Below are 15,453 nucleotides of genomic sequence, written 5' to 3' on the forward strand. Positions count from 1 at the left end.
CTCTGAGCCCCTCTCGTCCCCTTCAAGCCTGTCATCCGTCAAATTACTAGCCTCCATGCGCATCAGGGGGATAGGTGCGTGGCGGCGATTGTGATAACATCCGGCGGTTTCCAGGGCTGCCCCGAGGGGTTGCTCATAACGCGCAGATCCGTGTCATAACTCGTTGATTTGTCGTAAGTCGTTGTCAGGCACCGTGCCGGCAGCGGCGAGCTTCGTTCGTCCCGAATGGATGTGACGAGGTTTCACCCGAAAAAGGAATCAGGCTTCTCATGGGCGAACTGGCCAAAGAAATCCTCCCGGTCAATATCGAAGACGAGCTGAAACAGTCCTACCTCGACTACGCGATGAGCGTAATTGTCGGTCGGGCACTGCCTGATGCGCGCGATGGCTTGAAGCCCGTGCACCGGCGTGTGCTGTTCGCGATGAGCGAGCTGGGTAACGACTGGAACAAGCCGTACAAGAAATCTGCCCGTGTTGTCGGTGACGTGATCGGTAAGTATCACCCTCACGGCGACACTGCGGTGTACGACACCATCGTTCGGATGGCCCAGCCGTTTTCCCTGCGCTACCTGCTGGTAGACGGCCAGGGCAACTTCGGTTCGGTCGACGGCGACAACGCCGCGGCCATGCGATACACCGAAGTGCGCATGACCAAGCTGGCGCACGAGCTGCTGGCCGACCTGCATAAAGAAACCGTGGACTGGGTGCCGAACTACGACGGCACCGAAATGATCCCGGCCGTCATGCCCACCAAGATCCCCAACCTGCTGGTCAACGGCTCCAGCGGTATCGCCGTGGGCATGGCCACCAACATCCCGCCGCACAACCTCGGTGAAGTCATCGACGGTTGCCTGGCCCTTATCGACAACCCCGAGCTGACTGTCGATGAGCTGATGCAGTACATCCCCGGCCCGGACTTCCCGACCGCCGCGATCATCAACGGTCGCGCCGGCATCATCGAAGCCTACCGCACCGGTCGCGGGCGCATTTACATGCGTGCCCGTTCGATGATCGAAGACATCGACAAGGTCGGTGGCCGCCAGCAGATCGTCATCACCGAACTCCCGTACCAGTTGAACAAGGCGCGTCTGATTGAGAAGATCGCCGAGCTGGTTAAAGAGAAGAAGCTCGAAGGCATTACCGAACTGCGCGACGAGTCCGACAAAGACGGTATGCGCGTGGTGATCGAACTGCGTCGTGGCGAAGTGCCTGAGGTGATCCTCAACAACCTCTACGCCCAGACCCAGCTGCAAAGCGTGTTTGGTATCAACGTGGTTGCACTGATCGACGGCCGCCCACGCATCCTGAACCTCAAGGACCTGCTGGAAGCCTTCGTACGTCACCGTCGCGAAGTGGTCACCCGCCGTACCGTGTTCGAACTGCGCAAGGCTCGCGAGCGCGGCCACATCCTGGAAGGCCAGGCCGTTGCGTTGTCGAACATCGACCCGGTGATCGCCCTGATCAAGGCCTCGCCAACCCCGTCGGAAGCCAAGGAAGCGTTGATCAGCACGCCTTGGGAATCCAGTGCCGTGGTGGCCATGGTTGAGCGCGCAGGCGCCGATTCTTGCCGTCCGGAAACCCTGGACCCGCAATACGGCCTGCGCGAAGGCAAGTACTTCCTGTCGCCGGAGCAGGCCCAGGCCATCCTGGAACTGCGCCTGCATCGCCTGACCGGCCTTGAGCACGAGAAGCTGCTGGCCGAGTACCAGGAGATCCTCAACCAGATCGGCGAGTTGATCCGCATCCTCAGCAGTGCTGTGCGCCTGATGGAAGTGATCCGCGAAGAACTGGAAGTGATCCGCGCCGAGTACGGCGACGTGCGCCGCACCGAAATCCTCGATGCGCGCCTGGACCTGACCCTGGGTGACATGATCCCGGAAGAAGAGCGCGTCGTGACCATCTCCCACGGTGGCTATGCCAAGACCCAGCCGTTGGCTGCGTATCAGGCCCAGCGTCGTGGCGGTAAAGGTAAATCGGCTACCGGCGTCAAGGATGAGGACTACATCGCTCACCTGCTGGTCGCCAACAGCCACACCACGCTGCTGCTGTTCTCCAGCAAGGGCAAGGTGTACTGGCTCAAAACCTACGAAATCCCGGAAGCTTCCCGTGCTGCCCGTGGTCGCCCATTGGTCAACCTGCTGCCGCTGGACAGTGATGAATACATCACCACCATGCTGCCGGTCGAGGAATACACCGAAGGTCACTTCATCTTCATGGCTACCGCCAAGGGCACCGTGAAGAAGACCCCGCTGGAATCCTTCAGCCGTCAACGCAGCGTGGGCCTGATCGCCCTGGAGCTGGATGAAGGTGACGTACTGATTTCCGCCGCCATTACCGATGGTGAGCGCGAAGTCATGCTGTTCTCCGATGGCGGCAAGGTTACGCGCTTCAAGGAATCCGACGTGCGGGCGATGGGCCGTACCGCCCGCGGTGTACGTGGTATGCGCCTGCCGGAAGGGCAGAAGCTGATTTCGATGCTGATCCCGGAAGAAGGCAGCCAGATCCTCACCGCTTCCGAGCGTGGCTATGGCAAGCGCACTGCCATCAGCGAGTTCCCGGAGTACAAGCGTGGCGGCCAGGGCGTGATCGCCATGGTCAGCAACGACCGCAACGGCCGCCTGGTTGGCGCGGTACAGGTGCTTGATGGCGAGGAGATCATGCTGATTTCCGACCAGGGCACCCTGGTGCGTACCCGTGTGGCTGAAGTGTCGAGCCTGGGCCGTAATACCCAGGGCGTGACCCTGATCAAGCTGGCCAAGGATGAAAAACTGGTCGGCCTGGAGCGTGTGCAGGAGCCTTCGGAAGTTGAAGGTGAAGAGCTGGAAGGCGAGGAGTTCGACGGCGAGGTGATCGCAGCCGGCGATGACAACGTCGACGAGCCAACCCTCGATGCTGCCGCAGACGAAGAAGAACCGCAGGAATAAGCGGACACACAGGGGGCGGATGAAGATTCGCCCCCTTGTTGTTTGTCCCCTTTGAAAAATACACGTCCTTTGCCTGGACGCGGTCCATGTGGGAGCTGGCTTGCCTGCGATAGCATCACCGCGGTATCACTGGAACTACCGAGGTGCCTGTATCGCAGGCAAGCCAGCTCCCACACGGGTTGGCTTCAGACAAAGGGTGTTGCCGAACATGATTGCAGCCCCACCAGATCAGAGTGAGATTGGATGTGAGCAAGAGAGCCTATAACTTCTGTGCCGGTCCCGCGGCGCTTCCTGAAGCAGTCCTGCAGCGTGCGCAGGGTGAACTCCTCGACTGGCATGGAAAAGGCCTCTCCGTGATGGAAATGAGCCATCGCAGCGATGAGTTCGTGTCCATCGCCACCAAGGCCGAGCAGGACTTGCGCGACTTGCTGGACATCCCCTCCGACTACAAAGTGTTGTTCCTGCAAGGCGGCGCGAGCCAGCAGTTCGCTCAGATCCCACTGAACCTGTTGCCCGAAGAGGGCACTGCCGACTATATCGACACCGGTATCTGGGGGCAGAAAGCCATTGAAGAGGCCTCGCGCTACGGTCACGTCAATGTGGCCGGTACCGCCAAGCCCTACGACTACTTCGCCATTCCAGGTCAGAACGAGTGGAAGCTGACGAAGGACGCGGCCTACGTTCACTACGTCGCAAACGAAACCATCGGTGGCCTGGAATTTGATTGGGTGCCTGAAGTCGGTGACGTTCCGCTGGTGTGCGACATGTCCTCGGACATCCTCTCGCGCCCGATCGACGTGTCCCGGTATGGCATGATCTACGCCGGTGCGCAAAAGAACATCGGCCCGAGCGGCATCCTGGTCAATATCATCCGCGAAGACCTGCTCGGCCGCGCCCGTTCGCTGTGCCCGACCATGCTCAACTACAAGGTCGCGGCCGATAACGGCTCGATGTACAACACCCCGCCGGCGTTTGCCTGGTACCTGTCCGGCCTGGTCTTCGAATGGCTCAAGGAGCAGGGCGGTGTGGCTGCGATGGGCAAGCGCAACGAAGAGAAGAAGCGCACCCTGTACGACTTCATCGATGCCAGCGGCCTGTACAGCAACCCGATCAACCTTACCGACCGCTCGTGGATGAACGTGCCGTTCCGCCTGGCCGATGATCGCCTGGACAAGCCGTTCCTGGCCGGCGCCGACGAGCGTGGCTTGCTGAACCTCAAGGGCCACCGCTCGGTCGGTGGTATGCGCGCCTCCATTTATAACGCTGTCGACATCCACGCCATCAACGCGCTGGTTGCCTACATGGCAGAGTTCGAAAAGGAACACGGCTAATGTCTGAGCAAGAACTCAAAGCCCTGCGCGTACGCATTGACAGCCTGGACGAGAAAGTCCTGGAGCTGATCAGTGAGCGCGCGCGCTGCGCCCAGGAAGTGGCTCGGGTGAAAATGGCGTCCCTGGCGGAAGGCGAAGTGCCGGTGTTCTACCGGCCTGAGCGCGAAGCCCAGGTGCTAAAGCGCGTGATGGAGCGCAACAAGGGGCCGCTGGGCAATGAGGAGATGGCGCGGTTGTTCCGTGAAATCATGTCTTCGTGCCTTGCCCTTGAGCAGCCGCTGAAAGTGGCCTACCTGGGCCCCGAAGGCACCTTCACCCAGGCGGCGGCCATGAAGCACTTCGGCCACGCGGTGATCAGCAAGCCGATGGCGGCCATCGACGAAGTGTTCCGCGAAGTGGCGGCCGGCGCGGTGAATTTTGGCGTGGTGCCGGTGGAAAACTCCACTGAAGGCGCGGTCAACCACACGCTGGACAGCTTCCTCGAGCACGACATGGTGATCTGTGGCGAAGTCGAGTTGCGTATTCACCACCACCTGCTGGTGGGCGAGAACACCAAGACCGACAGCATCAGCCGTATCTACTCTCACGCTCAGTCCCTGGCCCAGTGCCGCAAGTGGCTGGACGCCCATTACCCGAATGTTGAGCGCGTGGCGGTGTCCAGCAACGCCGAAGCGGCCAAGCGGGTCAAGGGTGAGTGGAACTCGGCGGCGATTGCCGGCGATATGGCTGCGGGCCTCTACGGGCTGACACGCTTGGCCGAGAAAATCGAGGACCGCCCGGACAACTCCACGCGCTTCTTGATGATCGGCAGCCAGGAAGTGCCGCCAACCGGCGACGACAAGACTTCGATCATCGTTTCCATGAGCAACAAGCCCGGCGCGTTGCATGAGCTGCTGGTGCCATTCCACGACAACGGGATTGACCTGACGCGCATCGAGACTCGTCCTTCGCGCAGCGGTAAATGGACCTACGTGTTCTTTATCGACTTCATCGGCCACCACCGCGACCCGCTGGTCAAGGGCGTGCTGGAGAAGATCAGTCAGGAAGCCGTGGCACTCAAAGTGCTGGGCTCCTACCCGAAAGCGGTTTTGTGAGGCTTTGACATGAGTGGCAACTTCCTCGCCCTGGCTCAGCCGGGCGTGCAACAACTCTCGCCTTACGTTCCAGGCAAGCCTGTGGACGAACTGGCCCGTGAGTTGAATCTGGACCCGTCCAGGATCGTCAAGCTGGCGAGTAACGAAAACCCGCTGGGTCCGAGCCCCAAAGTATTGGCGGCGATTCGGGAGGAGCTTGCCGAGCTGACCCGTTATCCCGACGGCAATGGCTTTGCCCTCAAGTCCCTGCTGGCAGAAAAATGCCGGGTCGAGCTCAATCAGGTGACCCTGGGCAATGGATCCAACGACATTCTTGAACTGGTCGGGCGTGCCTACCTGGCGCCCGGTTTGAATGCGGTGTTCAGTGAGCATGCATTCGCGGTCTACCCGATCGTGACCCAGGCCGTAGGGGCTGATGCGCGCGTCATTCCTGCCAAGAACTGGGGCCACGACCTGCCGGCGATGCTGGCAGCGATCGATGCGCAAACCCGCGTGGTGTTTATCGCTAACCCGAACAACCCGACCGGCACCTGGTTCGATGCGCAGGCCCTGAACGAGTTCCTGCAGAACGTGCCGGAGCATGTGCTGGTTGTGCTGGACGAAGCCTACATCGAGTACGCCGAAGGCGGCGACCTGCCCGATGGCCTGGATTTCCTCGCGGCCTACCCGAACCTGCTGGTGTCGCGCACCTTCTCCAAGGCTTATGGCCTGGCGTCGTTGCGGGTTGGCTACGGCCTGTCCACAGCGGTAGTGGCCGATGTGCTGAACCGCGTACGCCAACCGTTCAACGTCAACAGCCTGGCCCTGGCGGCTGCGTGTGCGGCGGTGAAGGATGCCCAATACCTGGAAGAAGGGCGCCGCCTTAACGAAAGCGGCATGTTGCAGTTGCAGGACGGCTTTCGCGAGTTGGGCCTGGGCTGGATTCCGTCCAAGGGCAACTTCATCTGCGTCGACCTCGGCCAAGAGGCTGCACCGGTATTTCAGGGCTTGTTGCGCGAAGGCGTGATCGTGCGTCCGGTGGCCAACTACGGTATGCCGAACCACCTGCGTATCACCATTGGTTTGCCGGCCGAGAACAGCCGCTTCCTGGAGGCGTTGGCCAAGGTTCTGGCCCGTGGTTGATGTCACTGCATTGCAACCTGCTGTGCCTATGATCGGTCGCCTGGTGGTGGTCGGCCTGGGGTTGATCGGTGGTTCGTTCGCCAAGGGCCTGCGGGACAGCGGGCTGTGTGGCGAAGTAGTCGGCGTGGACCTTGACCCGCAATCGCGCAAGCTGGCGGTGGAGTTGGGTGTCGTGGATCGCTGTGAAGCGGACCTGGCAATCGCTTGCCAGGGCGCGGACGTGATCCAGCTTGCGGTGCCGATCCTGGCCATGGAGAAATTGCTCGCCGTATTGGCTGGCATGGACTTGGGGCAGGCGATCCTCACGGACGTCGGCAGCGCCAAAGGCAATGTGGTGCGCGCGGCACAATTGGCGTTTGGCGCTATGCCGCCGCGCTTTGTGCCGGGCCATCCGATTGCCGGTTCCGAGCAGAGCGGGGTGGAAGCGTCCAATGCGCAGTTGTTCCGTCGGCATAAGGTGATCCTGACGCCGCTGGCGCAGACTGATCCGGCGGCGTTGGCCGTGGTGGATCGGCTCTGGCGCGAGCTGGGCGCGGATGTGGAGCATATGCAGGTCGAGCGCCACGATGAAGTGTTGGCCGCGACCAGCCATCTTCCCCATCTGCTGGCATTCGGCTTGGTGGATTCGTTGGCCAAGCGCAACGAAAACCTCGAGATTTTCCGTTACGCCGCCGGTGGTTTTCGCGATTTCACGCGGATTGCCGGCAGTGACCCGGTGATGTGGCATGACATCTTTCTCGCCAATCGCGAAGCGGTGTTGCGCACCCTGGACACGTTCCGCAGTGACCTCGACGCCTTGCGCGATGCGGTGGATGCGGGTGATGGCCATCAGTTACTGGGTGTGTTCACCCGGGCGCGGATGGCGCGAGAGCATTTCAGCAAGATCCTGGCGCGCCGGGCCTATATGGAAACTGCAGTGAACGCCGATGAGCTGACTTTTATCGCCAATCCGGGTGGCCGCTTGAGCGGATGCATTCGGGTGCCAGGTGACAAGTCGATCTCCCATCGATCGATCATGCTGGGTTCATTGGCTGACGGCGTAACGGAGGTCGACGGTTTCCTTGAAGGCGAAGATGCCCTGGCGACCTTGCAGGCGTTTCGCGACATGGGCGTGGTGATCGAGGGCCCGCACCATGGGCGAGTGACTATTCATGGGGTTGGCCTGCACGGCTTGAAGGCAGCGCCAGGACCGATCTACCTCGGTAACTCCGGTACATCAATGCGCCTGTTGGCGGGTCTGCTTGCGGCGCAAAGCTTCGATAGCGTCCTGACCGGTGATGCATCGCTGTCCAGGCGCCCGATGAGTCGCGTGGCCAAGCCGCTGCGGGAAATGGGCGCGGTGATCGAGACCGGTCCTGAAGGGCGTCCGCCGCTGACCATTCGTGGTGGGCAGACGCTCAAGGGCCTGACTTACGCGTTGCCGATGGCCAGTGCGCAGGTTAAATCCTGCCTGTTGCTGGCTGGTCTGTATGCACAAGGTAAAACCGCAGTCACCGAGCCTGCGCCGACCCGCGATCATACCGAGCGCATGTTGCGTGGCTTTGGTTATCCGGTGGCGGTGGAGGGCGCGACGGCGTCGGTGGAGTCGGGTCATCGGTTGACGGCTGCCCACATTGAAGTGCCTGGGGATATTTCGTCTGCGGCGTTTTTTCTGGTGGCGGCCTCGATTGCCCAGGGTTCGGAGTTGCTGCTTGAGCATGTCGGCGTCAATCCTACCCGCACCGGCGTGATCGATATCCTGCGGCTGATGGGGGCTGATATCAGCCTTGAAAATCCGCGTGAGGTAGGTGGCGAGCCTGTTGCGGACTTGCGTGTCCGGGCAGCTGTCTTGAAGGGTATCGAGATTCCAGCGGCGTTGGTGCCGTTGGCGATCGATGAGTTTCCCGTATTGTTTGTCGCCGCTGCCTGCGCCGAGGGGCGTACCGTATTACGCGGTGCCGAGGAGCTGCGGCTCAAGGAATCGGACCGTATCCAGGTTATGGCCGACGGTCTGCTGGCCCTGGGTGTGAAGTGCCAACCCACGCCTGATGGGATTATCATTGACGGTGGCCCGATAGGCGGTGGCGAAGTGCATGCCCATGGCGATCACCGCATTGCCATGGCGTTCAGCGTGGCCTCCCTGCAGGCAGCGGCGCCGATTCGTATTCGTGACTGCGCCAATGTTGCTACGTCTTTTCCGAACTTTCTTACACTGTGTGCCCACGTCGGCATTCGTGTTGCCCAAGAGGCTCAATTGTGAATATCAAAGCACCGGTGATTACCATCGACGGGCCAAGCGGCTCGGGCAAAGGCACCATCGCCGGCATCCTGGCCAAGCGCCTGGGCTGGTGCCTGCTCGATTCCGGCGCGCTGTACCGCCTGTTGGCATTCGCGGCGCGCAACCATGGTGTTGATCTGACCAACGAAGAGTTGCTGACGAAAATTGCCGCCCATCTGGACGTGCAGTTCATCGCGGCGACCGACGGTCAACTGCAGCGCATCATTCTGGAAGGCGACGAAGTCAGTGATGTGATTCGTACCGAGAGCATCGGTGCCGGCGCCTCCCAAGTGGCTGCTTTGCCGGCGGTTCGTGAGGCTTTGCTGCAGCGCCAGCGTGCGTTCCAGGAGCCGCCGGGCCTGGTGGCCGACGGCCGTGACATGGGCACGGTGGTGTTTCCCGAGGCGCCGTTGAAGATATTCCTCACGGCCAGTGCCGAGGAACGAGCGCGCCGCCGCTACTTGCAGTTGAAGGGCAAAGTCGAAGGTGTTAGTCTGTCGAGTCTGCTAGATGAGATCCGTGCACGCGATGAGCGTGATACCCAGCGTGCGGTAGCCCCGCTCAAGCCGGCGGCTGACGCCATACAGCTGGATTCCACGGAGTTGTCCATCGAGCAGGTGCTGGAACGCATCATGAGTGAAATCGCCATTCGCGATATCGCCGGGTGATCAAGAAGGCCGCAGGGGACCAGTCATAGTCCTGCGGTGGCTTCTTTTAACTGAAACTGACCCACACCGTCTGGGGTGTGGAGATGGGCGTATTCTTCGCCCTTATCAACAGGAATTAAAATGAGCGAAAGCTTTGCGGAACTCTTTGAAGAAAGCCTAAAAACCCTGAACCTTCAGGCAGGCTCCATCATCACCGGTGTTATCGTTGATATCGATTACCAAGCTCGCTGGGTAACCGTTCACGCTGGTCTGAAGTCTGAAGCTCTGATCCCGCTGGAACAGTTCTACAACGATGCTGGTGACCTGACTATCAATGTCGGTGACGAAGTTCACGTTGCTCTGGACTCGGTTGAAGACGGTTTCGGTGAAACCAAGCTGTCCCGTGAAAAAGCCAAGCGCGCTGAATGCTGGATTGTTCTCGAAGCAGCCTTCGCAGCTGAAGAAGTGGTCAAGGGCGTTATCAACGGTAAGGTTAAAGGCGGCTTCACTGTCGACGTTAACGGCATCCGTGCGTTCCTGCCAGGTTCTTTGGTCGACGTTCGTCCTGTGCGCGACACCACGCACCTGGAAGGCAAAGAACTCGAATTCAAAGTCATCAAGCTCGACCAGAAGCGCAACAACGTTGTCGTTTCCCGTCGCAGCGTGCTGGAAGCAGAGAACTCCGCCGAGCGTGAAGCTCTGCTGGAATCCCTGCAGGAAGGCCAACAAGTCAAAGGTATCGTCAAGAACCTCACCGATTACGGCGCATTCGTCGATCTGGGTGGCGTCGATGGCCTGCTGCACATTACCGACATGGCTTGGAAGCGTATCAAGCATCCTTCCGAAATCGTCAACGTTGGCGACGAGATCGATGTCAAGGTTCTGAAATACGATCGTGAGCGTAACCGCGTTTCCCTGGGCTTGAAGCAGCTGGGCGAAGATCCATGGGTTGCTATCAAGGCTCGTTACCCAGAAAGCACTCGCGTAACCGCGCGTGTTACCAACCTGACCGACTACGGCTGCTTCGCAGAGCTGGAAGAAGGCGTGGAAGGCCTGGTACACGTTTCCGAGATGGACTGGACCAACAAGAACATCCACCCTTCGAAAGTCGTACAAGTCGGCGACGAAGTGGAAGTCATGGTTCTGGACATCGACGAAGAGCGTCGTCGTATCTCCCTGGGCATCAAGCAGTGCAAATCTAACCCATGGGAAGATTTCTCTGGCCAGTTCAACAAGGGCGATAAAATCTCCGGCACCATCAAGTCGATCACCGATTTCGGTATCTTCATTGGTCTGGACGGCGGCATCGACGGCCTGGTTCACCTGTCCGACATCTCCTGGAACGAAGTTGGCGAAGAAGCTGTTCGTCGTTTCAAGAAGGGCGACGAGCTGGACACCGTTATCCTGTCGGTTGACCCAGAGCGCGAGCGCATCTCCCTGGGTATCAAGCAACTGGAAAGCGATCCGTTCTCCGAGTACGTTCAAGAGAACGACAAAGGCGCCATCGTTAAAGGCACTGTGAAAGAAGTTGACGCTAAAGGCGCCATCATCACTCTGGCCGACGATATCGAAGCGACTCTGAAAGCCTCCGAAATCAGCCGTGACCGCGTTGAAGACGCGCGCAACGTTCTGAAAGAAGGCCAAGAAGTAGAAGCCAAGATCATCAGCGTTGATCGCAAGAGCCGCGTGATCCAACTCTCCATCAAGTCGAAAGACGAAGTGGAAGAGAAAGAAGCTATCCAGAGCTTGAAAGAAGCTGCTCCGGAAGCTGCTGCTGACACCACCATGGCGGCACTGCTGCGCCAGGCAATGGCCAAGCAGAACTAAGTTCTGTAAAGCTGTTGAAAAAGGGCGACTTCGGTCGCCCTTTTTTGCGCCTGAAATTTGATGAAGCAACTGCATCGAACGAAGGCGTTCAGCCCAATGTCAGAACTGACTATAGTCTTTGAAACGGCTATTTCGCGTTGCTGACTCAATAAGGGTTTGAATGAACAGGATTATCGTAATACTTGCATTGGCAGTGCTTGCCGGCTGCTCCTCCACCAGCGCCAAGACGCACGCCAAGCGAGGTGTCAGTGGCATCGAGATCGACTGTTCCGGCTTGGGTAATAAATGGGAGAAGTGCGAGAAGCGTGCTGCCCGTGAGTGCAAGATGCAGGGCTACAAAGTCATCACTCGCTCCAGTGATGCAGAGGATGAAGAGGGTGACTACCTGTTCGGCTGGAACCCGGCTGGCGCAGTTACGCGGACGATGTTGGTGATCTGTAAATGAGTAACGGTAGGGTGGCTGAAGGCGTTTATGCGGTCGGCAGATAAGTTTACACATGGGCTGTTCAAATTCATCAAGTCATGCTAAAACCTTCGAAGCGCTTTTCCTAGCTGCTTGAAAAAGAAGGGAAAAATATGACGAAGTCGGAGTTGATCGAACGAATTGTCACCCATCAAGGGCTGCTCTCATCCAAGGATGTGGAGCTGGCTATCAAGACCATGCTTGAGCAAATGTCCCAATGCCTCGCCACCGGAGACCGCATCGAAATCCGTGGCTTCGGCAGTTTCTCACTGCACTACCGCGCACCGCGCGTAGGCCGCAACCCAAAAACTGGCCAATCCGTCAGCCTCGATGGCAAATTCGTACCCCACTTCAAACCGGGCAAGGAATTGCGTGATCGGGTGAACGAAGAAGAGGAAGAAGGCGTCTGAGTGTTTTTGGGGAAGGAGAAGGGTATGCGTGGGGTTAAGCGCGTTGTTGCGGTATTGATTGCAGTGCTTGCGGCGTTGGTGGTCTTGGCATTTGTGCTGGAGAACCAGCAGGGTGTGGCGCTGTCGTTCCTGGGGTGGAGTACTGCGCAGATGCCGGTGGCGGTGTTTGTGGTGGTGGCTTTGATTGTTGGGATGTTGATTGGTCCAGTGTTGGGAGTGTTTCTGCGTAGGCGTCAGAATAAGTCGATTGCTTGATTGTCTTAGGCAGGGATTGGATAAGCGGTGATCGTGACCGCTTGTCAGAAATCTCATGCCCATCAAGGATTATGAATCGCTGCGGGTGCCTATTGGCGCAGCCCCGTAGATTGCGATAGTTCCTTGGAAAACTCAGAATCGCCCTACATACATGTCAAGACTTGTAAAATGTCTGAGAGATGGCAAAATGGAATCTGTTCTCGATAACAGGCATTTTGTGCGCTCGAAATTCGGCAGAGACGCAGGGTTTTGACGATAATCCAATTAAAATAAGAAAATACACAATCTGTTTTGCATAACGAGCCCGCAGTTTCTCTTTGAAGGCAGGTTTTTGTTGTGAGTAGTAGCTTACGCTCCGTTCTCATCCCCCAGCATAAAAAATTTGACTCGTTAGCGCTTGTAACAAGCCTCTGGCGTCAAAAAATCATTATTTTTTCAGTGGGCGCACTGATTTCTTCAGTTTTTGCGATTTATGCATTTTCGGTCACGCCAGAATACAAGGTGAGCAGTGTGCTTAGGCCTGCTGCGATTAATGAATTGGATGCGCTTAACCGCTCGGAAGTTTACGTTTTACCTCCTGGTGAAGCATTGGTAAGGGTAGGTATGGCCTTAGAGTCATACGAGATTCGCATGGGTTTTTTTAGATCCAATCAAAAGCTCTTTGAGGGGTTTGTGCGCCCTGGACGTAATCTTCAGCAGACGTTCGAAGAGTTCAATAAAAAATCTATAAGTTTGATGTTGTCCGATAAAGATAAAGCTGATTCGCTTAGTTCTTATTTGAAACTTGAGTTGACCTACCCAAAGGGAATTGATGGTGTTTCAATACTCAATGGTTTTGTAGAGTATGCAATAGCGAATGAGCGTGATCATATATCGGCCGACTTGACGGTTATTATCAATAACCGTTTAAAGGAGATCGACGGCAGGTTGGCCGCAGCCCGCTCAAACTATGACACGTGGAAAGAAGCACGAATTGCATCCCTTTCCGAGTCAGATAGAATTCGCCGAGCTCAGCTACAAGACGAGCTTCAAGGGCTGCGGACGCAGCTTCATAGCTTAAATTCGAATCGAATTGCCGAGCTTAATGAGGCCATAACAATTGCCAAGAAACTGAATATTATGATGCCTGCTTCACCTACCTCCGTGGGTGATGATGCACATTCCGGTTCTGTCAGCATGAGAACGGAAATTAACAATCAGCAGATTCCATTGTATTTCATGGGTGTCAATGCGCTTGAAGCTGAGCGCGCAGTCTTGCTACAGCGAAAGTCTAATGACTTCACTGAGCGACGGATCTCTCAAATTGCCAAAGAATTAAAGTTGTTGGAGTCCAATAGAGAGATTGAGGTGTTGAAGAGTCGCGTGAAGGATGAATTGTTTCTGACAGATGTGCAGCCATTACGCGCAGAGAAAGCACGATTGCTGAGTGTGAATAAGGATATGAGTAATCTTAAGCTGGTGGCCATTGATAAAGAAGCACTAGAGCCAACTTCCCCGATAAGCCCGAATCGTCCCTTGCTGATAATCGGTGGATTACTGCTTGGTCTTGTTGTTGGGTTTGCAATCGCTTTCTTCCGGATAATAAAGCACGCATTGCGCGAGCCGGATCTTTAGCAAGTTCTTCAATTATACAATATAGGATGGGTTTCGATCGCGGGGGCAAGCGTAAAAATCGCGACCCTTTATCCTAGAGGCAAATTGCCATCTGTTGTAGTGTTGGTTTTCTTAGCCTTGACCCAGCAGAAGATCCTAGATAGAAGCCTCGATTGCAGTGTAAAATTGTTTTTACTCGCTGTCGGGCCTATGGCTTGCTCTAGTGGTCCCCTTCATCTAATCGGTACCTGAGAATGGCTCGATTGGCAACCGGCGCATGCTTCAACTGAGCGTATTCTGAGGTCGATATGAAAACTAATAAGCGTTACGCCTTCCTGGCCGTGCTGGCAGCCAGCGTACTCGTGACCTTGGGTGACACTAGGAATATTATTGGTTCGCTTAACTACTGGTTGCTGTGGGGTGGAGTACTAGTATTTGGGATTTATGGTAGCGGCGGCAGAGTGAAGTTGTCGCCAGAAGTAAGCTCTATTACCCTCGGTTTTACGTTGATGACACTAGCTTTTATGATCTCCGGAGTAATTAATTCGGATATCTATACCGCTTATCAAGGTGTCAAATTCATAGCTATTTATATATTGTTTCTCGTGATATATAGCTGTTCGGGTTTGCTGGAGTTGAACGACTTTTATAAGATTGCTTCGATTTCGATTGTGGTGAGTCTTGTTGTATTTATGCTGTCGAAATTCTTTTTTACCGACCTCTATATTCAATTGGGTGACGGTCGGCAAGGCAGTGAATTTGCCTACCCAGGGGTGATGTGGAAAGTGTGTGCTTTCTTTGCGCCCTACATTATTGCAATGTTACTCACCACGCGTATTAAAAATGCACTTTTTGCTGGCCTTATTTTAATGGCGTCGGTGTATATATTGTTGGCGGACTCCAGTCGCACCGGTTTTCTATGGTTTGCGATCGTTGTATGTTCCTTTTTTCTTTTGCGCTTTTTGATTTTCCCTATCAGGACGCTACTGGTCGCAATACTGTGCTTGATCGCAGGGGTTTGTGTGCTGCTCTCTTCAAATATTGACCTGACGAATCATGATTCATTGTTGGTCTTGAATCGTTTGTTTGAGGGCGATCCAGTCAGGTCGGCGATGATACAGGATGGAATATCAAACGTCCAAAAATGCTTTCCATTCGGGTGCGGATTCGGCAGTTCATTTAGCGTGGTGGATGGGGAAAATATTGTTATTCATAATGTGTATTTGGGCATGCTGGGTGATGTGGGCGTACTGGGTGAGTTGGCACTTTTATTTTTAATGCTAATGCCGTTTGTGTTTTTCTTGTTGTCGCTGGTGGACGGTTCTGATTTAAATAAGAATATATTCTTTAAATTTGCCGCAGTATTGGGCGTTCTTTGTTATATTTTTATTATGCTCTTTCACCCGCTGAGTACTGAGATGTCAGAGTGGGGTTATTGGATTCTGATGGTGTCCTGGTTGTCTCGTATTTACAAGTATGACAATGCCGGGGTGGTGAATATTATGTATGACAAGCAGATAGGGCGATAAC

The 15,453-nt window shown here is 56.2% G+C and carries 12 protein-coding genes; all 12 read left to right on the forward strand.

Annotated features, from left to right (window positions below):
• Nucleotides 1-269 precede the first annotated feature (269 nt).
• The 12 genes from gyrA to J1G33_RS19480 all read left to right on the forward strand — a co-directional run bounded on the left by gyrA (nt 270) and on the right by J1G33_RS19480 (nt 15,452).
• On the forward strand, nt 270-2,924 hold the full coding sequence (gene gyrA / locus J1G33_RS19425) for a DNA gyrase subunit A (protein ID WP_005786294.1): 2,655 nt from the start codon (nt 270-272) through the stop codon (nt 2,922-2,924).
• Between the two features lie 245 nt (nt 2,925-3,169).
• Nucleotides 3,170-4,255, forward strand: coding sequence for a 3-phosphoserine/phosphohydroxythreonine transaminase (gene serC, locus J1G33_RS19430; RefSeq protein WP_032877177.1), 1,086 nt, complete (start codon nt 3,170-3,172; stop codon nt 4,253-4,255).
• Nucleotides 4,255-5,349: a prephenate dehydratase gene (pheA, locus tag J1G33_RS19435; protein WP_003172650.1), complete on the forward strand. Its 1,095-nt coding sequence runs from the start codon at nt 4,255-4,257 to the stop codon at nt 5,347-5,349. Before serC ends, pheA begins: the two co-directional genes overlap by 1 nt.
• Before the next feature lie 9 nt (nt 5,350-5,358).
• On the forward strand, nt 5,359-6,471 hold the full coding sequence (gene hisC, locus J1G33_RS19440; protein ID WP_032877176.1) for a histidinol-phosphate transaminase: 1,113 nt from the start codon (nt 5,359-5,361) through the stop codon (nt 6,469-6,471).
• Nucleotides 6,472-6,499: 28 nt separating this feature from the next.
• Entirely contained in the window at nt 6,500-8,710 is a 2,211-nt protein-coding gene (locus J1G33_RS19445; protein WP_248134484.1) for a bifunctional prephenate dehydrogenase/3-phosphoshikimate 1-carboxyvinyltransferase, read from the forward strand.
• Entirely contained in the window at nt 8,707-9,396 is a 690-nt protein-coding gene (gene cmk, locus J1G33_RS19450) for a (d)CMP kinase (RefSeq protein WP_103733571.1), read from the forward strand. Before J1G33_RS19445 ends, cmk begins: the two co-directional genes overlap by 4 nt.
• Nucleotides 9,397-9,516: 120 nt before the next feature.
• On the forward strand, nt 9,517-11,202 hold the full coding sequence (gene rpsA, locus J1G33_RS19455; RefSeq protein ID WP_005786304.1) for a 30S ribosomal protein S1: 1,686 nt from the start codon (nt 9,517-9,519) through the stop codon (nt 11,200-11,202).
• 160 nt (nt 11,203-11,362) lie between these two features.
• Complete coding sequence (locus J1G33_RS19460; RefSeq protein WP_032877175.1) at nt 11,363-11,647, forward strand: lipoprotein; 285 nt, start codon at nt 11,363-11,365, stop codon at nt 11,645-11,647.
• A gap of 131 nt (nt 11,648-11,778) precedes the next feature.
• Entirely contained in the window at nt 11,779-12,075 is a 297-nt protein-coding gene (gene ihfB / locus J1G33_RS19465) for an integration host factor subunit beta (protein ID WP_003189779.1), read from the forward strand.
• A 24-nt stretch (nt 12,076-12,099) separates the two neighbouring features.
• Entirely contained in the window at nt 12,100-12,330 is a 231-nt protein-coding gene (locus tag J1G33_RS19470) for a LapA family protein (protein WP_078820664.1), read from the forward strand.
• A gap of 336 nt (nt 12,331-12,666) precedes the next feature.
• A complete protein-coding gene (locus tag J1G33_RS19475; protein ID WP_103733573.1) occupies nt 12,667-13,944 on the forward strand; it encodes a chain-length determining protein in 1,278 nt (425 codons plus the stop codon).
• Nucleotides 13,945-14,231: 287 nt separating this feature from the next.
• Complete coding sequence (locus J1G33_RS19480; RefSeq protein ID WP_005786317.1) at nt 14,232-15,452, forward strand: hypothetical protein; 1,221 nt, start codon at nt 14,232-14,234, stop codon at nt 15,450-15,452.
• Nucleotide 15,453 lies beyond the last annotated feature (1 nt).

Origin of the sequence: Pseudomonas sp. P867, assembly GCF_019891455.1 — a bacterium.
GTDB lineage: Bacteria > Pseudomonadota > Gammaproteobacteria > Pseudomonadales > Pseudomonadaceae > Aquipseudomonas > Aquipseudomonas synxantha_A.